General features: G+C 63.9%; 16 protein-coding genes and 1 pseudogene. 8 read left to right on the top strand and 9 right to left on the bottom strand.

Features of this window, described 5'->3' with window-relative positions:
- Positions 1-182, top strand: a pseudogene (locus tag ACW9UL_RS11205) (helix-turn-helix domain-containing protein); the annotation flags it as partial.
- Complete coding sequence (locus ACW9UL_RS11200; protein ID WP_457790882.1) at positions 175-1,440, top strand: type II toxin-antitoxin system HipA family toxin; 1,266 nt, start codon at positions 175-177, stop codon at positions 1,438-1,440. The pseudogene ACW9UL_RS11205 and the gene ACW9UL_RS11200, both read left to right, overlap by 8 nt.
- A gap of 275 nt (positions 1,441-1,715) precedes the next feature.
- Here the strand turns inward: ACW9UL_RS11200 and ACW9UL_RS11195 are convergent, their stop codons facing one another.
- From ACW9UL_RS11195 to ACW9UL_RS11155, 9 genes are all read right to left on the bottom strand, one after another.
- Positions 1,716-2,747 (bottom strand): GlxA family transcriptional regulator, encoded by a 1,032-nt coding sequence (locus ACW9UL_RS11195; protein WP_457790880.1) that lies wholly within the window; start codon positions 2,745-2,747, stop codon positions 1,716-1,718.
- Positions 2,748-2,829: 82 nt separating this feature from the next.
- A complete protein-coding gene (locus ACW9UL_RS11190; RefSeq protein WP_457790878.1) occupies positions 2,830-3,588 on the bottom strand; it encodes an SDR family NAD(P)-dependent oxidoreductase in 759 nt (252 codons plus the stop codon).
- A gap of 10 nt (positions 3,589-3,598) precedes the next feature.
- The gene (locus ACW9UL_RS11185) at positions 3,599-4,366 is read right to left on the bottom strand and encodes an SDR family NAD(P)-dependent oxidoreductase (RefSeq protein WP_457790876.1); all 768 of its coding nucleotides are present in this window, start codon (positions 4,364-4,366) and stop codon (positions 3,599-3,601) included.
- 12 nt (positions 4,367-4,378) lie between these two features.
- On the bottom strand, positions 4,379-5,737 hold the full coding sequence (locus ACW9UL_RS11180; protein WP_457790874.1) for an MmgE/PrpD family protein: 1,359 nt from the start codon (positions 5,735-5,737) through the stop codon (positions 4,379-4,381).
- Between the two features lie 170 nt (positions 5,738-5,907).
- Positions 5,908-6,921, bottom strand: a complete 1,014-nt coding sequence (gene proX, locus ACW9UL_RS11175; RefSeq protein WP_457790872.1) for a glycine betaine/L-proline ABC transporter substrate-binding protein ProX — start codon at positions 6,919-6,921, stop codon at positions 5,908-5,910.
- 71 nt (positions 6,922-6,992) lie between these two features.
- A complete protein-coding gene (gene proW / locus ACW9UL_RS11170) occupies positions 6,993-7,994 on the bottom strand; it encodes a glycine betaine/L-proline ABC transporter permease ProW (RefSeq protein ID WP_457790945.1) in 1,002 nt (333 codons plus the stop codon).
- Complete coding sequence (gene proV, locus ACW9UL_RS11165) at positions 7,991-9,166, bottom strand: glycine betaine/L-proline ABC transporter ATP-binding protein ProV (protein ID WP_457790870.1); 1,176 nt, start codon at positions 9,164-9,166, stop codon at positions 7,991-7,993. Before proV ends, proW begins: the two co-directional genes overlap by 4 nt.
- A gap of 373 nt (positions 9,167-9,539) precedes the next feature.
- Positions 9,540-10,421 carry a DMT family transporter gene (locus ACW9UL_RS11160; RefSeq protein ID WP_457790868.1) on the bottom strand — a complete coding sequence of 294 codons (882 nt, stop codon included), beginning with the start codon at positions 10,419-10,421 and terminating at the stop codon, positions 9,540-9,542.
- A gap of 187 nt (positions 10,422-10,608) precedes the next feature.
- Positions 10,609-11,832, bottom strand: coding sequence for an aromatic ring-hydroxylating oxygenase subunit alpha (locus ACW9UL_RS11155; protein ID WP_457790866.1), 1,224 nt, complete (start codon positions 11,830-11,832; stop codon positions 10,609-10,611).
- A 219-nt stretch (positions 11,833-12,051) separates the two neighbouring features.
- On the opposite strand from ACW9UL_RS11155, the gene ACW9UL_RS11150 reads away from it, so the two are divergent.
- The 6 genes from ACW9UL_RS11150 (at position 12,052) to radC (ending at position 19,634) form a co-directional block, all read left to right on the top strand.
- Positions 12,052-13,002, top strand: a complete 951-nt coding sequence (locus tag ACW9UL_RS11150; RefSeq protein ID WP_457790864.1) for a LysR substrate-binding domain-containing protein — start codon at positions 12,052-12,054, stop codon at positions 13,000-13,002.
- Positions 13,003-13,278: 276 nt separating this feature from the next.
- Positions 13,279-14,169: a dihydrodipicolinate synthase family protein gene (locus ACW9UL_RS11145; protein WP_457790862.1), complete on the top strand. Its 891-nt coding sequence runs from the start codon at positions 13,279-13,281 to the stop codon at positions 14,167-14,169.
- A gap of 20 nt (positions 14,170-14,189) precedes the next feature.
- On the top strand, positions 14,190-15,518 hold the full coding sequence (locus ACW9UL_RS11140; protein WP_457790860.1) for an NAD(P)/FAD-dependent oxidoreductase: 1,329 nt from the start codon (positions 14,190-14,192) through the stop codon (positions 15,516-15,518).
- 34 nt (positions 15,519-15,552) lie between these two features.
- The gene (locus tag ACW9UL_RS11135) at positions 15,553-17,055 is read left to right on the top strand and encodes an aldehyde dehydrogenase (RefSeq protein WP_457790858.1); all 1,503 of its coding nucleotides are present in this window, start codon (positions 15,553-15,555) and stop codon (positions 17,053-17,055) included.
- Between the two features lie 57 nt (positions 17,056-17,112).
- Positions 17,113-18,216: a glycine betaine monooxygenase reductase subunit gene (gbcB, locus tag ACW9UL_RS11130; protein WP_457790856.1), complete on the top strand. Its 1,104-nt coding sequence runs from the start codon at positions 17,113-17,115 to the stop codon at positions 18,214-18,216.
- Positions 18,217-19,127: 911 nt separating this feature from the next.
- Entirely contained in the window at positions 19,128-19,634 is a 507-nt protein-coding gene (gene radC, locus ACW9UL_RS11125) for a RadC family protein (protein ID WP_457790854.1), read from the top strand.
- Positions 19,635-20,237: the final 603 nt, after the last annotated feature.

The following is a 20,237-nucleotide window of genomic DNA, read 5'->3' as shown; positions in this document are numbered from 1 at the left end:
CCCCTCAACGACGGACTCAGAACCCTCCTGCACCAACCTCGATGAAGCCGGCAGAAGCCACGTCCCCACGCCCGGCGTCCAAGGCTGTTAAACGAGCTCCCTCCAGAGCAAAACCGGCTGATCAGAAGATCATTACCGGCGCCGACCTGGCGGCCCAGTTGATGGAGGAACTCAATGACTAGCCAAGTATTAGTCTTCGCCGATTGGGCGGGACTTGCTGGCCCACAGAGGCTCGGCACCCTGCATTGCCAGCGCACACGCGGCAGCGAGCGATTCGAGTTCGAATTCGTCGACTCGGCACTAGCCGGCCTGGCACATCAGGCACTGCTTGACCCGAGACTCCAGCCCTTCGCTGGCCGCCAGTTCCCCGCACAAGGCGCCGCGACCTTCGGCCTTTTCGCCGACGCCTCGCCTGACCGCTGGGGGCGCTTACTGATGCGACGCCGACATGAACGGGATGTGCGCGCGGGAGTGACCGCAGAAGGCTCGAAGCTGTTCGAATCCGACTACCTGCTGGGCGTGCACGACAGCTTCCGTGTGGGCGCCATTCGCTTCAAGACTGATGTCGATGGCCCGTATCTGGACAACCACCACGATATGGCCGCACCGCCGATGACCAGCATGCGCGAGCTTGAGGAGGCGTCCAGGCGCTTCGAGCAGGGCGAGGACATGAGCAACGGCCGAGACTGGCTGAGGATGCTGATAGCCCCCGGCGGCTCACTGGGTGGCGCCCGGCCAAAGGCCAGCGTGGTAGATCCGGACAATGCCCTGTGGATCGCCAAGTTTCCCAGCAACAACGATGAACACGATGTCGGCGCCTGGGAGATGGTGGTCAATATCCTCGCCAACGCCTGCGGTCTACGCGTGGCAGAGGCCACTGCGGGGAAGTACGCCAGCAACCATCACTGTTTCATGGTCAAGCGCTTCGACCGCACCCCAACGGGCGAGCGGCTGCACTTCGCCTCAGCGATGACCATGACGGAGCACGTCGATGGCGAGGACCACTCAACTGGCGTCAGCTACCTGGAAATCGCCGAGGTACTGATGCGCCAGGGCGCCACACCAGAAGCTGACCTACAGGAGCTGTGGAAGCGCATCGTTTTCAACATGCTGGTCAGCAATACGGATGACCACTTGCGCAACCATGGTTTCATCCTTGTCCCAGGCAAGGGCTGGCAGCTATCCGCCGCCTACGACATGAATCCAGTGTCCTACGCCGATGGGCTGAAGCTCAACGTCTCCGAGTTCGACAACGCGCTCGACCTGGATCTGGCCCTGTCGGTGGCTGGTTACTTCCGACTCAAGCAGCAAGACGCTCTGGAGATCATCGAAGACTTTCGCACTAAGGTTCGACTGCTCTGGCGGCCTGCGGCCAAGAAGCTCGGGATCAGCGTCAAAGAGCAAGGCCGAATGGCCTCGGCATTTCGCCTCGCCGAGTAATTCTGGATGCCGTCACCAGCCGATGGTGACGCCCCTACCTCTCCACGAGCAGGGGTTCTTGCCCCCTCAAAATCAAGAAAAATAGACGGCTTCCACCCGGCCGCTACGCTGGGTGGAGCCTCCGCGATTCTTCCTGATTTTTTCACGACCGCCTCAGTCGCCCTAGTCGGCAGTGGTTCATGCGCAGCGCAAGCGTAGAACGGGATCAATCTAACGCGGACGCCCCGGAGGTAAGAGGTTGTTACTTTGTAGATGAATCCTCAGCCCTGACATTTTCAAGGATTGGTGCGCTTACGAAACTGCCCAGGTGCAGCGCCAAACATCTCGCGAAAACGACGCTGAAAATGGGAGGAGGTCACGAAACCGCTGGCAATGGCGACTTCAAGCAGGGATTTATTGGTGTACTGCAGCAACTGACGCGCATGGGTCAGCCGCAACTCCAGGTAGTAACGCGGCGGCGTCGCTTTCACGTGCTGGCAAAACAGGCGCTCCAGATGGCGCCTGGAAATGCCCGCATACTGCGCGATCTCGCCGATCCCGATCGGATCTTCGATATTGCTGTGCATCAGCTCCAGCGCGGTTTTCAGCGATTGCGGCAAGGTCGGGTCGATATCGATCGAAACCACGGAAACGTCGAAGGTCTCGCGCATCTTGTCGCAACTCAGCACCTCCTCCACCGCGCTCACCAGTTCCTGCCGCGTGCCGCGGCGCACCACCTCCAGCATCATGCTTAAGGAGCTGTTGGCTCCCGCGCAGCTGATCCGCCGCCGGTCGACCACATGCGAGTGCCCCGTTACTTTTACCTTGGGAAACAGCTCGGTCATCATCGCCCGGCCATCGGGGTGGAAGGCGCACTCGTAGCCGTCCAGCAGCCCCGCCTCGGCGATGAAGTAGGCGCCGTTCCACAGCCCGCCGAGCATGGCGCCGGCGGCATCGGCCTGGCGCAGCTTGGTTCTGAGCAAGGGATCGACCTGCAACTGCACGCGAAAACCGCCGCAGACCACGATCAGCTGTTGCTGGCGCTCCTGCAGGTCGGCCAGGCGGCAACCCGCCGAAATGGCGATACCCAGGTCGCTGACCACCACGTCCTGGCTGCCGCCGACCACCAGCACCTCGTAGAGCGGCGTGGCGCTCATCAGGTTGGCCGTGACCAGGGCATCCACGGCGCCGGTGAAGGCCATCATCGAGAAGTGGTCCAGCAACACGAAGGCGACCCGGGTCACCGCCATGCTCGACTCGCCGCACTGCACCCGCTCCAGGTGCACCCGGTTCTTGTCCTTCAGGACGCTCTCGAACGACGATTTCATCAGGCAGCTCTCAAGCAGGAAAAACCAACCCAGGGTAACCCTGAACGGTGGGCGACGGCAGCGCGCCGTCGCCGCCGTCGACTCAGAACGGCAAGGGCAGCTTGGCCGTGCGGCCGCCGTCGACCACCAGTACCTGGCCGGTGATGAACGCCGCCTCCTCGGAGGCGAGGAACACCACCGCCCCGCCGACATCCTTCGGCGTGCCGGTGCGGCCGACCGGGTGCATGGCCAGCAGCCCCCTGCGCGCGCCAACCGGATCGTGCTGAGCCTCGATATAGGCGTTGCTCAGGTCGGAGTCGATCCAGCCCGGGGCTATGGCGTTGCAGCGCACCCCATCGCGGCCCAGATCCACCGCCAGGGCGCGGGTCAGGCCATGCACGCCCGCCTTGGAGGCACAATAGGCGGCATGCTCGGGGTTGGCGCCCAGGCCTTCGATGGAGCCGATGTTGACGATGCTGCCGCCACCGCGCTGGCGCATCTGGGGCAGCAGTGCGCGGGCGAGGAACGCCGGTGCGCGCAGGTTGACGGCCATCATCCGGTTCCAGTCCTGCTCGCTCATCGCCTCGATCGGTCGCTCGAACATGAAACCGGCGTTGTTCACCAGCACGTCGATGCCGCCGAGCAGTTCGGCGGCAGCCTGGGCGATCAGGTCGGGGGCACCCGACTCGGCCAGATCCGCCTCGACGAAGAACACATTCGGGTTGTCCGCCAGTTCGGCGTCCAGCGCCTGGCGCTGGGCCACCAGCACGCGCGCGCCGGCGGCCAGCAGTTTCTCGCTGATGCCACGGCCGATGCCGCGGCCGCCGCCGGTTACCAGCGCATTCTTTGCAGTCAGTAGCATGCTCGTCTCCTCAACCCGATACCGGCTTGGCGCCGGTAACTTCGAGGGTTTCGCCGGCGATATAACGGGCCTCGTGCGAGGCCAGGAAGGCGATCACGTCGGCGATGTCTTCCGGCTCGGCGATGCGCCCCAGGGGCACGCTCTTGTTCAGTTCCTCGACCGCCTTGTCCGGGTCCAGGCCGCGGCGGATGAAGCCGGTGCGGATCATCGGCGTGTTGATCTCGTGCGGGCACACCGCATTGACGCGGATGCCCAGCGGCGCGCAGTCGCGCCCGAGGTTCTTGCTCAACGCCGCCACCGCGCCCTTGCTGGTGCAATAGGCGAGGTGCCCCGGCCCCGGGTACACGCCCCATACCGAGGAGGTGTTGACGATGGCCGCGCCCGGCCGCCCTTTCATATGCGGTATCGCCGCTCGACAGATATAGAAAACCGCATTGAGGTTCACGCCCATGGCGTCGAACCACATCTGATCGGTGGTCTCCTCGATGGTGCCGCGGGGGATGATGCCGGCGTTGTTCAGCACGATGTCGAGACCGCCGAAGGTTTCCACGGCGGTGCTCACCAGCGCCTCGCAATAGCTCTTCTCGCGCAGGTCGCCGGCCAGGTAGCCGACTTCGGCTCCCAGCTCGCGGGCCTGCGCGGCGATCCGCGCACAGTCGGCCTCCTCGCGGTCGGAGAGCATCAGGCGTGCGCCCTCGCGGGCGAACAGCAAGGCCAGGGCCTGGCCAACACCGCCTGCGGCGCCGGTAATCAAGGTGACTTTCTCAGCAAACCTCATCGGGCAATCTCCTTACAGTGGATTTGATATGCCATCGGTTGGCGTGAACAACAGGGTGAACAGCGTGGAGCAATCGTTACTGGCGGGCAGTTCGGCGACGGCCCGCTCGAGGGCCTCGCGCCGCGCCTGGCCCAGGCTGACCCCGGCCAGCAGGTGAAACTTGGCGCTGAACTCGGCCGCGCTCATGGCGCTGGCCGGGTCGCCCTTGGCCGCGGTGATCGGGCTGGCGAAGCGCTGACCGTCCTGGAGCGTCACCGTCACCCGCGAGAGGATCTCGTTGGGGAAGCGCGCCGACAGGTCGTCGGCCTCGACGATCTCGATACGCCGGCTGACGGCGAGGATATCGGCGGCCTGGATCGCCGCGCCGGTCACTTCCAACGGACCGACCTGGCCCCGCGCGACCAGCGCCGCCAAGGGGAACGCCAGGGCGTACTGCGCCTCGTCGGCGTTGGCCGGGGCGTGGCCCTGCAAGCGCATGGACTCGTGGAAGGTCTCCACCCGGATATGCTCGATGGCATAGCCCTTGATCTGCGGCTGCTCGGCCAGCAACGCGCTCATCGCCGTCAGCGCCGGTTGTGCCCAGCGGCACACCGGCCAGGGCTTGAAGTACTGCGCATCGATCTCCCACCGCCGGCCAAGGTCGTGCCACTGCGCGGCCACGGCCGAGGTTTCCACCGTCTCGGCCGGCGCCCCAGTGACGCCCGCCTGAGCGAGAAACAAGGCATTGAGCCCGGCATAGGCGCCGGCGCCGTGGGCGTCGCGCAGCATCGAGGGATGGTCGACCAGACGCATCATCGGGCAGCGCGGGCCGAAGTACTCGGCGATCCCCAGGGCATGGCGGAGGGTTTGCTCGTCCAGCCCCAATAGCCGCGCGCCGGCGCAGACCACGCCGAGCCCGGAGAACGCGCCGGAGGCGTGGTACTCCGGGGCAGTCGCCATCAGCGCGGCACCGGCGCGCAACGCCGTTTCGTAGCCGATGCACAGGGCGCCGAGCAGTTCCTCGCCGCTGATCGCCTTGCCCTGCTGGCGGCAGGCGTCGACCAGCGCCAGCACCGCCGGCACCACCGTCGCTCCGGCATGGCCCTTGGAGGTGAAGTGACCCTCGTGGGCATCAAGGCTGTCGACGCTGAAACCGCCGGCCCAGGCCGCACCCAACGGGTGCACCAGGCGGCCGTCGAACAACAGGCGGCTGGACAGCGCGGCGGCCGGATAGTGCTCGACTGCGTACTGCCTGAGACGCTGGCTGGTGGGGTTGTCGCGGGCGCCAGCGGCGACCCCGAGAATGTCCAGCAGGCAGATCTGCAGCAGCTCGCGGGTAGACTGCGGCGCCTGACTGAAGTTGAAATTGCGGACAAACGAATACAGCGACATGCGGAGACTCCACAGACGAGGTTCGAATCGTTGGATAGGCTTTGAATCTGCCGCCGGGACTTCGTAGGGTGTCGCGGAGCCGCCTAAGCCGTGCGCACCACCTGATGGCGCTGGCACCGATTTTTCGGTGCGCACGGCGCACCCTACGCCACGTTTAACTGATCAGCGGCTCAATTGGCTGCGGCGCGGGAGGCCGCCAGCCAGGCGTCAAACTGCTCGCGGTGGGCGGCGACCCACTCGGCGGCATGGCGCTGGATATCCGCCGGTTTGTTCTCGCCGTTCTGCATTTTCAGGTTTTGCGCGCTCTCGTCGGCAGTGGTGATCTGCACCAGGGAGAGGAACTTCAGGGCCGCCGGGTTCTTCTCAGCGAAGTCCTTGTTCAGCACGGCCTTGACCTCATCCACGGCGAAGCCCAGGTTCTTGCCTTCGAAGCTGGTGTTGACGTCGTTCTTGCCGTCGGGCAGGTCGGTATGCGGCACCTCCAGCCAGACCACGTCGCGGCCCTCGACCAGCACGCCGGCGATCCACTGCGGCACCCAGGTGAAGTAGAGAATCGGCTGGCCATCCTTGTAGCGCGAGATGGTGTCGGCCATCAGGGCGAAGTAGGAGCCGCGGTTGTGGCTGACGCTCTTCTCCAGGTCGTAGGCCTGCATATGGTGGTCGATCACCAGTTCGCAGCCCCAGCCCGGGTTGCAGCCGGTGAGGTCGGCCTTGCCGTCGCCGTTGGTATCGAACAGCTTGGCGATCTCCGGCTTCTTCAGGTCGGTGAGGTATTTGATGTTGTGCGCTTCGGCGGTCTTCTTGTCGATCAGGTAGCCCTGCAGCACACCCGGAATCACGTCGCCCGCCTTGACCAGGCTCCTGTCACCGCCGACCTTCTGATAGAAGTTGTCGTGCAGCTTGTCCCACAGGTGCACGGTGAAGTCCGCATCGCCGTAGGACAGCGCCACCATCATCGTCGGGTATTCGGTTTCCTTGGGCTCCTTGACGTCGTAGCCCAGCTCGCGCAGTCCGGCGATGGCCACCTCGCCGCGAAAGCGCTCTTCGGCGATGCTCGGGAAGATCGGCGTTACCGATACCCCCTGCCCCGGCTTATCGGTCGAGGCGGCCTGGCCATACAGCGGCAACAGGCTCAGGGAAGCGACTGCGGCGCAGTGCAGCAGCTTCTGGGCGAATCCACGCATGTGCAAAGTCATCATCATCTACCTCTGTGATTTTCTTCTAGGTTTCAGGATGTCGGTTGTGTGGCAAGACTTCAGGCGCCGCTCTTAGCCGCCTGCGGGAGACTGCCGAACAGACGCAGCAGCAGGCCGATGGGACCGCTGTGATACCAGCGCAGGCTGGGGTCGGCATTACTGCGCTCGCCCATGGCCTGGGTCAGGCGGTCGAGGAAGATCGCCAGCAGCACCAGGCCGACGCCGCCGACCGTGGCCAGGCCCATGTCGAGACGGCCGATGCCGCGCAACACCATCTGGCCGAGGCCGCCGACCGAGATCATCGAGGCGATCACCACCATCGACAGCGACAGCATCAGGGTCTGATTGACGCCGGCCATGATGGTCGGCGCCGCCAACGGCAACTGCACGCGGCGGAGCATCTGCCACGGGGTGCAGCCGAAGGCGCGGGCCGCCTCGATCTTGTCTTCCGGCACCTGACGGATGCCCAGGTTGGTCAGGCGCACCAGCGGCGGTGCGGCGAACACTATGGTGACCAGCACGCCGGGCACGTTGCCGATGCCGAACAGCATCACCACCGGCACCAGGTAGACAAACGCCGGCAGGGTCTGCATGGCATCGAGAATCGGCCGCAGGATTCTCTCGAGATGATCGTTACGGGCCGAGAGAATGCCCAAGGGCACGCCGATCAGCGCACAGAAGAACACTGCGGTCAGCACCAGCGCCAGGGTGGTCATGGCCTCGGACCAGACGCCGATCAGCCCCAGCAGGGTCAGGGTGACGGCGCACAGCCAGCCCATGCGCGCCCCGGCCAGCTGCCAGCCGAGCAGCGAGGACAGCAGAATGCCGATGGAGGGCGGGATGCTTTGCAAGACGAACTCGAAGCCGTTGAGCACCTGGTCGATCGGCCAGCGCACGGCGCGGAAGAATTCACGGAAGTTGTACACCAGGTAATTCAGGGTGTTTTCCACCCACTCCCCGAGGGGAATGGTCAGGGTCTGGAAGGGGTCGAGGAAACTGAACTCGGACATGGGGGTTACCTGCTCTTCGATTCTGCTGGAGGATTGCGCTCGACCACTCAGTGGCGACTCAGGGTCTGCAGCAGCAGATTCTTGGAAATGGTGCCCTTGAAGGCACCGCTATGGTCCAGCACCGGCACCGGATAAGGCACCGAGGCCACCAGGTCGAGCACGTCGTGCAACGGCGTATCGACGTAGATCGGCTGGTGGCGATCCAGGCGCAACTGCTCCAGGCGTTGCAATCCGGCGCTATCGAGGCTCAGCGCATCGGGCTCGACCACGCCGAGCAACCGGTCGCCCTCGCCGATTAGGTAGCCGAAGGACACGTCCGCGCGAAAACCCGGCGCCTGCCCGTTGACCCGGCACACCGCGGCCGGGTCGACCTGCGCCACATCGCCGGCATTGAGCACGCGCGAGCTGTCGAAGCCGTGGAAGAAGTTCTCCACGTATTCGTTGGCGGGATTGCACAGCAGCTCCTGCGGCGTGCCGATCTGCACCACCCGACCGCCTTCCATGATGGCGATGCGATGACCGATGCGGATCGCTTCCTCGATGTCGTGGGAAATGAAAATGATGGTGCGCTGCTGCTCGGCCTGCAGGCGAATCAGCTCGCCCTGCATCTCGCTGCGGATCAGGGGATCCAGGGCGGAGAACGCCTCGTCCATCAGCAGGATGCTGGGGTCGTTGGTCAGCGCCCGGGCCAGGCCGACGCGCTGCTGCATACCACCGGACAGCTGGTGCGGGTAGCTGTTCTCGTGCCCGGCCAGACCGACCTGGCGCAGCGCCTCGACGGCGCGGGCCTTGCGTTCCTGCTCGCGCACACCGGAAATCTCCAGGCCGAACGCGGCGTTTTCCAGCACGCTCATGTGCGGCATCAAGGCGAAGGACTGGAACACCATGCCCATTTCCTTGCGCCGCACTTCGAGCAGATCCTTGTCGGACAGCCCGGTAATTTCGCGGCCATTGAGGTGGATGCTGCCGGAGGTGGGTTCGATCAGGCGGTTGAACAAGCGCACCATGGTCGACTTGCCCGAGCCTGACAGACCCATGATGACGAAAATTTCACCGCGCTTGACCGAAAAGCTGGCGTCGAACACGCCCACCACCTGGCCGGTCTTGCGGAAAATTTCGTCCTTGCACTCACCATTGCGCAACATATTCATGGCCACGTCCGGCTGCGCGCCGAATACCTTGAATACATTCTTGACCGAGAGTATCTCGTCGGCTTGGGTCATAACGTCCTCTTCTTATATCTGTAATCAATCGGCAATCGGTCGGTCTCATGCTGTAACTGGGGCGACCACGCCTTTTGAAACTGGACTATTCAATGAACGGCAGGCACTGAAATAAACAACCTCACACGGCACACAGGTTATAAGTACCGCCTTCTTGTGGGTTTAAAGTAGAGATTGCCGCTTATAGCGTCCAACGACATTTGCTCGGCTCAAACCATAACTTGATGTTATTGGTTGAGGCGCTGACATGGACGCGCCCGACACGATCATCTGGGAAATTCACCTCGTACGCCGTGCGCACCCGCTTCCAGAAATGGCTCGCCAAAAAAGAAGGGCGCACCAACTGGCGCGCCCTCCTCCGTATCCACGGACACTAGATGGCGTCGTTCGACTCACGCGCCAGAGCCACGGGCGCGGCCGCATCGCGCCTCCCCTGACTCGCCAGAATGACCGCGGCGACCAGCACCAGCAGACCGCCGCCCAATATGCCGCTACTCATGGGCTCGCCAATCACCAGTACGGCGATGGTCACCGCCACCACTGGCTCCAGGTTCGAGAGGATCGCCGCCGAGGAGGAACCGATATGCGGCGAGCCGGCGAGAAACGCCGAGATAGGCACAATCGTGGCGAAAAGCGCCAGTCCCAGGGTCGCCCACCAGGCAGAACCGCCGGAGGGCAGCGCCGCTCCCGAGTAGAGCGCCGCTACCGCGAAGGTCGCGGCGCATCCGAGCAGGACGACGGCTGCCGAGGCCAGCGGCTGCTCATGACGAATGCGATGGGTTCCGTAGACTATCGCCGTGCCGTAGACCAGTGCCGAGAATAGCGCCCAGAGCACGCCGCTGACCTTGCCATGAAAACTCAGGCCGGTTGCCAGCAGCACACCAGCGAACGCCAGCGCCAGGCTGAGCAGCTTCATCGGTCTGGCGCGCTCACCCAGATAGAGGATCGACAAAAGGGTGACGAAAGCCGGGAAGCTGAAGGTCAGGACTACCGCCAGGCTCACCGAGGTGCTGTGGCTGGCGCTGTAGTAGCCCAACGCAGACAGGCCATAGCCAACGCCCAAGAGAAAGTTCTGCCCGGCCAGCTCCCGGTTGGGCAGAGCGATCCCGCGCAGACGCAGAAACAGCAGCAGAATCGAAGCGGCGATCAGAAAGCGCACCAGCAGCAGCCCCACCGGGTTGGCGCCACCGGCATAGGCGTACTGGGCGAACAGCGGTTGCAGGCCGTAACAGAAGGCCGCCAGCAGTACCAGCAAAAAGCCCCGGGCGTAGCTGTCGTTCGATGCACTGCGCATGGCAAATACCTGACCTCGGAACGCAAAAAAACCGCATGCCCAATAACGGACATGCGGGAAGGAGTTGTCCTGTGGAACCTGCGGTGCATCGCCACCCTGGCGTCGGCAACAGGCGTTGCTTCAACTCAGGGGCTTTGAACAGGTGCGCTCACTGCGCCTCGGCGAGCTTGCGTGCCATGCTCGCGCAGTACCAATCGTCGAACTGACAGACGCCGTTCTCGGCGATGGCCGAATAGGGCCCAGGCTGGTAGGCCGGCGAATTGACCCCGGCCTGAGTGCCCTCCACCAGCCGACGGTCCTGATCGTTGGTGGCCAGCCACACGCGGGTCAGGGTCTCCAGGTCGTAGTCGATACCCTCCTGGGCATCCTTGGGCACCAGCCACTTGGTGGTCACCAGGGTCTCGTTCGGTCCCTGCGGCAGTACGCGGAAACTCAGCGCGTGGTCGCCGAGGAAGTGGTTCCAGGTCGAGGGGTAGTTGAAGTAGAGCAGCGCGCCGATGTTCTCTACGCCGCTCTTGTCCAGGCGCCGCGCCACCGCCGGCTTGCCGTTCATGGTGTAGCTGAGCGCGCCGGCCGACAGCGGGATACGGGTCATGCGGAACTGCCCGCCCTCGTCCATCACCAGGCGGCTGGGCAGGCCGGCAGCCTCGCAGCGATCCCAGTGGGCGACCAGCTCCGGGTCGTCCTCGCCGCCAACGCCGGCCACCGAGAGATTCTCGACGTAGGAATTGAGCAGCTCCGGGTGGGTGCCGTCGCAGTGGTAGCACTCGCGGTTGTTCTCGAAGACCAGCTTCCAGTTGCCCTTCTCCACCAGGTTGGACTCGAAGGCCACCTTGCAGTCGTCGAGGTTGTGCGGGGCGATAAAGGGCGACACCGCGGCGCGGAACTTCTCGAAGTCCGGGGCCTGCTCGGCCACGCAGACATAGATGTAGCTGTCGACCACCTCGCAGTGGGCCGGTTTGAGACCGTACTGCGACTTGTCGAAGTCCTCGCCCATGTTACCGGCGTAGATCAGCCGGCCATCGAGCTCGAAGGTCCACTTGTGGTAGGGGCAGACCAGCTTGGCAGCCTTGCCGCGGTGCTCGCTGCAGACCTTGGAGCCGCGATGGCGGCAGGCGTTGTGCAGGGCACGAATCTGGCCATCGGCGCCACGCACCACCACCACCGGATAGTCGCCGATCTGCAGCGTGATGTACTGACCCGGTTTCTCCAGCTCGAAGCTGTGCCCGGCGAAGATCCACTCCTTGTGCCAGAGCTGTTCGAGGTCCTGACGGTATACCTCGACATCGCTGTACAGCGCGCTTGGCAGCGCATGGCGCGGCTTGCGCTGCTGAATGAGCTTTGCCACCGCTGCTTTGTTGTCTGCTGTCATATCCACACCAATCCCGGTCAATATTGTTGAAAGTCGTTGTCAGCAAGCCCGCAAAGACACGCCCCCGGTTGACCGGGGCTATTGCTCGGTAGCTCTTTCGGCTACCCTCCAAAGAGCCAGCATCAGCGGTTTGATGCCATCGCCAATAAGAAGAAGTCTAGAGCGCGGCCATAGCCGGCAGAACCGACTTTTTATTCAGGAAATTGAATACCTGTTGTTATGGTCCTACATACCGAACCCGATCAGACGCTGATCAAGATGCCGTCGCTGCGCGCGGTCAAAGCTTTTATCGCCGCGGCCAAGTACCAGAACTTCACCCGTGCCGCCGAAGCCCTGTGCGTCACCCAGGCGGCCATAAGTCGGCAGATCCGCGAGCTGGAGGGCTATCTTGGCGCCGAGCTGTTCTCCCGCGCCGGCCGCGCCGTGGAGCTGACCACCGCCGGCTCGATCTTCTACGATGCGGTGCAGTTATCCTTCGTCAACATCGCCCAGGCCGCCGAGCGCATCCGCAGCCACAACGCCGGCAAGCGGGTGCTGACCCTGTGCTGCTCGCCGGCGTTTTCCGGGCTGTGGCTGGCACACCGTCTGCCGAGCTTCTTCAGTGCCAATCCGGACATCGACCTCAACCTGATCACCACGCAGAACTTCCTGTCGATGGAACCCGGCGTGCGCCCGGACATCTTCATCACCAAGATGGCCAAGGTGCATGAGGGCTACCGCAGCACGGCGCTGTTCCACGACGTCATCTACCCGGTCTGTACGCCGCAGTATCTGGAGCAGCACCCGGAACTGCGCAGCCTCGAGGGCCTGCGTGACAGCGTGCTGCTCAACCTCAGCCCCTATGGCCGCTCGCAGGTCGCCGAGCACGTCGACTGGGGCGTGTGGTTGGCGTTCAACGATATCGATATCGAAACCCGCGCCCACGACAGCCCGCACTTTTTCAACGCCAACGACTACAACATGCTGATCCAGATGGTGCTCAGCCATCAGGGCGTGGCGCTGGGCTGGCACCATCTGGTCGGCCACCTGGTCGAGCAGGGGCTGCTGGTGCGCCCGGTCAGCGAAGAAGTCGTGCATCGCGAGAGCCTGCACTACCTGACTTTCAATGAAGACAAGGAAGATGACGAGGCCTGCTGCCGCCTGCGCGACTGGCTGATGCAACAGCTCTGATTAATCAGAGTTATTGTTTGCCTGCACTTTTAGTTATGCATGGCTAAAGCCATGACAATTACTCGCTGCGCTCTTAAAAACCTGCCGACGGCAGGTTTTTTTATGGCCGCTATTGCGCGGGCGGTCCGAATGCGGGCGCTCTTGATTTTTCATCCAATCAATAACCTTTGATTATTAATTACCGCCCCTAAATGTTTCTTGTTGCCCGGCGAAGATCGCCCTTAACCTTTTCCCGAACTAGACCGCACATTCAACTCTTTACAACTAGGTGGCCCTATGAATTTCGATGGTATCTGGACTCCCGTGGTAACACCCTTCAGCGCCAGCGGCGCGATCGATTTCGAGGTGTTGGCCAAGGTCGTCGATGCGCTGATCGGCCACGGCGTGCACGGCCTGATAATCGGCGGCACCACCGGCGAGTACTACGCCCTGAGCAACGCCGAGCGCAAGCAGGTGTTCGCCGCGGTCGCCGAGCAGGCCAAGGGCCGCATCCCGTTGATGGCCGGGATCAACGCCACCAGCACCGAGGAAAGCCTCGACCTGGGCCGCTACGCCAAGGCCGCCGGCTTCGACTGCATCCTGCTCGCTGCGCCCTACTACTGCCAGCCGACCCAGGACGAACTGCTCGCCCATGCCCTGAGCGTGGACGACGCGCTGAACCTACCGATCATGCTCTACAACTTCCCGGCGCGTACCGGCACGCCGATGAGCTTCGAGTTCATCGACGCGCTCAAGAGCCGGCCGAACTTCCAGGCGATCAAGGAAAGCACCGGCTCGATCGAACGCATGCACCACCTGACCCAGGACTACGCCGATCAGCTGCAGATCAGCTGCGGCATGGACGACCAGGTGCTGGAGTTCTTCGCCTGGGGCGCGCGCAGCTGGGTGTGCGGCGCCTCCAACTTCCTCGCCCCCGAGCACGTCGCCCTGTTCCGGGCCTGCGTGGTCGAGCAGGACATGATCAAGGGCCGTCAACTGGCCCAGCGCCTGCTGCCGATGCTCAACCTGCTCGAAGGCGGCGGCAAGTTCTGCCAGTACATCAAGGCCGGCTGCGAGCTGGCCGGCCTGCCGGTGGGCCCGACCCGCCGCCCGCTGCTGCCGCCGAGCGAGTCCGAGCTGGCCGTTTTCAAGCAAACCTATGAGCAACTGATCGCCCATCGCGGCTAACAGGGCCGGAGGCAGCTTCCATGCAACTGCAATGTAACTTCCTGCCCCAGGACGACGGTCACTGCGGTTGGTACGAAACCCTGCCTCCCCCGCCGCCGAGCACGCCGTTGCGCGGCAGCGTGCAGGCCGACTGGGTGGTGCTCGGCGCCGGCCTCGCCGGCCTGGCCGCCGCCCGGCGCCTGGCCGAACTGCAGCCGCAGGCCCAGGTGGTGCTGATCGACGCCAAGCGCGTCGGCTTCGGCGCCGCCGGGCGCAATTCCGGATTCATGGTCGATTTGCCCCATGACCTGACCTCGCACAGCTACACCAGCAGCCACGAGGCCGATCACAAGATCATCCGCCTGAGCCGCGGCGCCATCGACTACACCCGCGAGATCGTCCAACGCCACGGCATCGATTGCGACTGGCGCGAACAGGGCAAGCTGCACGGTGCCGCCAACGCCCGCGGCGCCCACGCCCTGGAAGCGTTCGCCAAGGGCCTGTCCTCGCTCGGCGAGCCCTATCGCCTGCTCAGCGCCCAAGAGATGAAGGCGGTCACCGGCAGCGACTTCTACCAGGCCGGCCTGCACGCGCCCGGTTGCGTGCTGGTGCAGCCGGCGGCACTGACCCGCGGGCTGGGTCGCAGCCTGCCGGAGAACGTTCAGCTGTTCGAAGACAGCCCGGTGCTCAGTATCGAGGTGGGCAAGCCGCATACCCTGACCACCGCCCATGGCCGGGTGCAGGCACCGCGCCTGATCCTGGCCAACAACGCCTATGCCTCGAACTTCGGCCAGCTCGGTCTCAAGGGCCGCCTGCTGCCGATCTACACCTACGCCAGCATGACCCGCCAGTTGACCGCCGAGGAACTGGCGCGCCTGGGCGGCGAGGAAAGCTGGGGATTGATCCCGGCCGACCCGCTGGGCACCACGGTGCGGCGTCTGGCCAGCGGGCGCATCTGCATCCGCAACTCCTTCACCTACAACCCGGACGTCCACGCCTCGGCCGGCAACCTGGAGAGGGTGCGCAGGGCCCATCGCACATCCTACGAGCGGCGTTTTCCGATGCTGCCGCAGGTGCCGTTCGAGTACACCTGGGGCGGCGCCCTGTGCCTGTCGCGCAATGGCGGCTCGCAGTTCGGTGAAATCGCGCCCAAGGTGTTCAGCGCGGTGTGCTGCAACGGTCTGGGCCTGACCCGCGGCACCATCTCCGGCAAGTTGATCGCCGAATACGCCCTGGGACAGGACAGCGACCTGCTGCGCATCATGCTCGAACAACCGAAACCCTGCCGTAACCCGCCGGAACCCTTCCTCGGCCTCGGCGTGCGCTCGTCCCTCGCCTGGAAAGAGTGGACCGCAGGCGTAGAACTCTAAGAACAGTTAGTTACCCCACTTCAGGAGAATCTTCATGAGCGACGCCCTCACCCGCAGCGCCATCGACCAGCAGCTCGAGCGCCTGGAATACCGCAACCTGGCCTTTATCGACGGTCGCTTCGTCCCGGCCCGTTCCGGCGCCACCTTCAGCACCCTCAACCCGGCTACCGGCCAAGTGCTGACCGACGTGGCCGCCTGCGACGCCGAGGACATCGACGCCGCCGTGCAGGCCGCCCGTGCCGCCTTCGACGCCGGCGTCTGGTCGCGCCTGGCGCCGGCCGAGCGCAAGGTGATCATGCTCGAGTTCGCCGCCCTGATCGACGCCAACCGCCTGGAACTGGCGGTGCTGGAATCGCTGGAAGCCGGCAAGCCGGTCGGCGAGTGCTACGCCATCGACATCCCCGACACCGCCAACACCATCCGCTGGCACGCCGAAGCCGGCGACAAGCTGTACGACGCCATTTCGCCGTCCAGCCCGGGCAATATCGGCATGATCCGCCGCGAGCCTATCGGCGTGGTCGGCGCCGTGCTGCCGTGGAACTTCCCCTGCATGATGGCCGGCTGGAAACTCGGCCCGGCGCTGATCACCGGCAACAGCGTGATCCTCAAGCCCGCCGAGCTGACCTCGCTGGCCACCCTGCGCCTGGCTGAACTGGCCTTCCAGGCCGGCATCCCGGCCGGCGTGCTCAACGTGGTGCCGGGCCTCGGCCACACCGCCGGCAAGGCCATCGGCCTGCACCCGGACATCGACCTGGCGGCCTTCACCGGCTCCACCGAAGTCGGCCGCCTGTTCCTCGAGTACGCGGCAAAGAGCAACCTCAAGCGCGTGGTACTCGAGTGCGGCGGCAAGAACCCGCAGGTGGTCATGGACGACGCTGGCGACCTGCAGAACGTCGCCGGAAACGTGCTCAGCGCGGCCTTCTGGAACATGGGCGAGAACTGCTCGGCCGGCTCGCGCCTGATCGTGCACCGCGCGATCAAGGATGCCCTGCTCGAGGAGCTGCAGAGCCAATTGGCGGATTGGGTCACCGGCGATCCGCTGGACCCGGCCGTACGCCTCGGCGCGCTGATCGAACAGGCACATATGGAGAAGGTCCTCGGCCATATTGCGCAGGCCAAGGCCGAGGGTAGCAAGCTGATTACCGGCGGCGTACGCCTGCACGAGCAGAGCGGCGGCTACTTCGTCGCGCCGACCATCTTCGAAGTCGACTCCAACGCCGCCTCGGTGGCCCAAGAGGAGATCTTCGGCCCGGTGCTGGCGGTGATCACCGTCGACAGCGAGGAACAAGCCATCGCCATCGCCAACGACACCTGCTACGGCCTCGCCGCCTCGCTGTGGACCCTCGACATCAACCGCGCCCACCGCATGGCCGCGGCGATCCGCGCCGGCACCGTGTCGGTCAACTGCTTCTCCGAGGGCGATATCAGTACCCCGTTCGGCGGCTACAAGCAGTCCGGCTTCGGCGGCCGCGACAAGTCTGTGTACGCCCACGACCAGTACTGCGAACTGAAGACCACTTGGATTCAACTGTCCTGAGCCCGGCGCGGCCCGGCTGGTAATGCCCGGGCCGCGTCCCCGAGACCGAGAACGCCCATGAGCAGCATCAGCAGCAACCTCTACCTCAATCCGGTCAACACCCAGACCTGGGCCAACGGCCGCCATCTGGTGCGCTGCCTCAAGGTCATCCGCGAGACCGCGGATGTCATCACCTACTGTTTCAGCATGCAGGAACCGGTGCTGTTCTTCTTCAAGCCGGGGCAGTTCGTCACCCTGGAACTGGAGATCGACGGCCAGCAGGTGATGCGCTCCTACACCATTTCCAGCGCACCTTCGATTCCCTACAGCTTCTCCATCACGGTCAAGCGCGTGCCGGGCGGCCGGGTGTCGAACTGGCTGCACGACAACCTCAAGGAAGGCGGCGTGCTTGCCGTGCACGGCCCGGTCGGCCAGTTCAACTGCATCGACTTTCCCGCCGACAAGGTCTTGCTGCTGTCCGGCGGCGTCGGCATCACCCCGGTAATGTCCATGGCCCGCTGGTTCTTCAACACCAACGGCGAAGTCGACATGGTGTTCGCCCACAGCGCGCGCACCCCGGCCGACATCATCTACCGCGCCGAACTGGACTACATGTCCACGCGCATCGACAACTTCAAGCTGCACCTGATCTGCGAACGCAACGAAATCGGCCAGGTCTGGGGCGGTTACCGCGGCTTCCTTAGCCGCGAGATGCTGCAGCTGATCGCCCCGGATTTCCTCGAGCGCGAGGTGTTCTGCTGCGGCCCGACGCCCTACATGCGTGCGGTGCGGCGCATCCTCAGCGAGGCCGGCTACGACATCGCGCGCTACCACGAGGAGTCCTTCGGCGCGACGCCGGATGAGGACATCGCCGCCGCCGAAAAGCAGGCCGAAGTGGCCCAGAGCGAAACGCCGCAGACCAGCCATTGGGTGACCTTCAGCGACTCCGGTAAGTCGATCCAGGCGGCTCAGGGCGCGACCCTCTACGAAGCCGCCGCCAGCGCCGGCCTGACCATTCCCAAGGCCTGCGGCATGGGCATCTGCGGCACCTGCAAGGTGCGCGTGCTCAGCGGTACGGCGGCCATGGAGCACAACGGCGGCATCACCGAGGAAGAAATCGCGGAAGGCTACGTGCTGAGTTGCTGCTCGCGGGTGACCGAGGCGGTGACCGTCGAGTATTGATAGCCGCAGGCCGGACTGGCCAGGCTATACCACGAGCATACGTCTTCGCGCAGTCATCTCGTGTCGGCAACTCGTCGGCTGCGCAAGACGTAAGCACCGCCCTCACCCAGGGCACCTGAGCAACCCACGAAGTGGCTCAGTTCATTTGCAGGGCCATGGTCCAACCACGGACAGTGTCGGGCGCTATGACGGGGAGTTACGGTTGGTGGGCTAGTCGGCTGATCAGTCGCGCAAGCGCCTCGATGTCAAAAAGCGGTGAGCTCCCGGCATGGCAGGCCAAGCCGATCAGCGACGAGCCACCTCAATGCTGCGCACAGCCTGGCCGAGCGCATCTAGCGAAAATGTGCGGCTAGACGAAGGAAGGTCATCGATCACAGAAAGGCCCTGACCCTCGCCGAAGCGAGTTGTCAGGGCTGACCTGAGCCATGGCAAATGCCTATGAAATGGCCTGTTAAAACAGACCAGGAAGGGAGGTTCTGAGCTAACGGAGTGCATGGGGTCAGCGTCCTGCCTGTTCGCACTTCGTTAGCCCAGAGACCGGAGAATATTTTGGTAGCGGCCATCTGCCAACCCTGCAGGATGGGCCATTGGTCACATAGCGAGATCTTTCTCCTGCCTCTCACACTGGCTGTTGTATGCCATGGCTGCCTTTCTGCTGCTCGCCCACAACGCCTCTGGGCGTTTTTCGCCAGGTCAATAGAGACTGCGCGCTGCGCTTGCTGGTGGCGCCTGTGAGATCGGTGGAGTGGCGGTCTTGCTGTTTCCTCTCACCCTATCACGGCGTTCTCGCCGTCAAGGGCTGCACGCGCTTCGCGCGCTTGCGGCGGGACCGGCTATCGCCCCCTGACTGCTGCGCTGCGCCGTGCTGAGCCGGTTCCGGGCAATTCCGCCCGAGCAACTGGAGCACGATCATGTCGCAGCTTTCTCTAGCTTTTGACGCTTCCCTGCTGATTCGCGACGAACAAGGTCGCTACCTGCCGGCTACTGCCGAGCAGATCCTGGCCGCGGCCCGCAGAGTCATCGATCAAAAGGTTCAGCGAGGCGCAGCCTTCACGTCGCCAGAGCTGGTCAAGGAGTACCTGATCGCCAAGCTGGCTGGCTTCGAACACGAGGTTTTCGCGGCACTGTTTCTGGATGCCAAGCACCACCTGATCCAGTACGTCGAGATGTTCCGCGGCACCATCGACAGCGCCTCGGTCTACCCACGCGAAGTGGTCAAGGAAGCACTGCGTCTGAATGCCACTGCAGTGATCTTCTCGCACAACCACCCGAGTGGGCACCCGGAGCCAAGCCAGGCGGACAAGGTGATTACGCAGCGCTTGAAAGAAGCCTTGGCGCTGGTCGATGTCCGCTCGCTGGATCACGTCATCGTGGCAGGCCAACGCACGGTATCTTTCGCCGAGCGTGGGTTGCTCTGAACCGCGGGGGCATCGCCCCCCTTCTTGCTGCACCGGAATCGTCGAAACGGACTACCCCCGCCCCGAGGCAGAACAAGACAACGAGCCTGTACTGATTGCTGGCGATGGCCCCCTTGCCGCCGCTCTTCGTTCCCCAGTACCTGCGAGTCCTAGAGGCCGTCGCAAGTGGCCATGCCGAGGGTCAGCGGCGCACCGACATCGAGCAGACTGTCGCCCTGGTTGTTAGTGATGTAGCGCTCGTTGAACAGGTTGTGCCCCCTTAGCCCCTGCTTATGCCCTGAACTTCTAGGGCTATAGCGAAATACTCAAAAAATTATCTTGCGCGCAAAATACATGCAGGCTAAAGTTCTCCCTATGGAAATGACTTGCGCACAAAACATTAGCGTTAAACATTCCGCGGAGACTCCGCAGTCGTCTCCACCTGCTACCCACCGAAGCCCTGGAGAAACCGATGAAAACCCTGATCGCACTGACCGCCACGCTGATTCTTTCCGCCCCGGTGCTGGCCGACAACGGCCAACCCAGCCAGAACGGCAAGGGCCTGTACCCCGAATGACTGATCAGCCACGAAGGCTGATCGACGAATACCTACGCACCCCAATC

It is taken from the genome of Pseudomonas sp. PL-6 (assembly GCF_054110165.1).
This window is presented reverse-complemented; position numbering and strand designations above follow the sequence as displayed.

Bases quoted from the DNA above. Each gene is read 5' to 3' on its own strand.
- proV (WP_457790870.1), bottom strand. From the start codon at position 9,166: ATGACCCAAGCCGACGAGATACTCTCGGTCAAGAATGTATTCAAGGTA.
- ACW9UL_RS11155 (WP_457790866.1), bottom strand. From the start codon at position 11,832: ATGACAGCAGACAACAAAGCAGCGGTGGCAAAGCTCATTCAGCAGCGC.
- ACW9UL_RS11190 (WP_457790878.1), bottom strand. From the start codon at position 3,588: ATGCTACTGACTGCAAAGAATGCGCTGGTAACCGGCGGCGGCCGCGGC.
- proX (WP_457790872.1), bottom strand. From the start codon at position 6,921: ATGCGTGGATTCGCCCAGAAGCTGCTGCACTGCGCCGCAGTCGCTTCC.
- ACW9UL_RS11200 (WP_457790882.1), top strand. From the start codon at position 175: ATGACTAGCCAAGTATTAGTCTTCGCCGATTGGGCGGGACTTGCTGGC.
- ACW9UL_RS11135 (WP_457790858.1), top strand. From the start codon at position 15,553: ATGAGCGACGCCCTCACCCGCAGCGCCATCGACCAGCAGCTCGAGCGC.
- ACW9UL_RS11145 (WP_457790862.1), top strand. From the start codon at position 13,279: ATGAATTTCGATGGTATCTGGACTCCCGTGGTAACACCCTTCAGCGCC.
- gbcB (WP_457790856.1), top strand. From the start codon at position 17,113: ATGAGCAGCATCAGCAGCAACCTCTACCTCAATCCGGTCAACACCCAG.
- ACW9UL_RS11185 (WP_457790876.1), bottom strand. From the start codon at position 4,366: ATGAGGTTTGCTGAGAAAGTCACCTTGATTACCGGCGCCGCAGGCGGT.
- ACW9UL_RS11195 (WP_457790880.1), bottom strand. From the start codon at position 2,747: ATGAAATCGTCGTTCGAGAGCGTCCTGAAGGACAAGAACCGGGTGCAC.
- ACW9UL_RS11180 (WP_457790874.1), bottom strand. From the start codon at position 5,737: ATGTCGCTGTATTCGTTTGTCCGCAATTTCAACTTCAGTCAGGCGCCG.
- ACW9UL_RS11150 (WP_457790864.1), top strand. From the start codon at position 12,052: ATGGTCCTACATACCGAACCCGATCAGACGCTGATCAAGATGCCGTCG.
- ACW9UL_RS11140 (WP_457790860.1), top strand. From the start codon at position 14,190: ATGCAACTGCAATGTAACTTCCTGCCCCAGGACGACGGTCACTGCGGT.
- radC (WP_457790854.1), top strand. From the start codon at position 19,128: ATGTCGCAGCTTTCTCTAGCTTTTGACGCTTCCCTGCTGATTCGCGAC.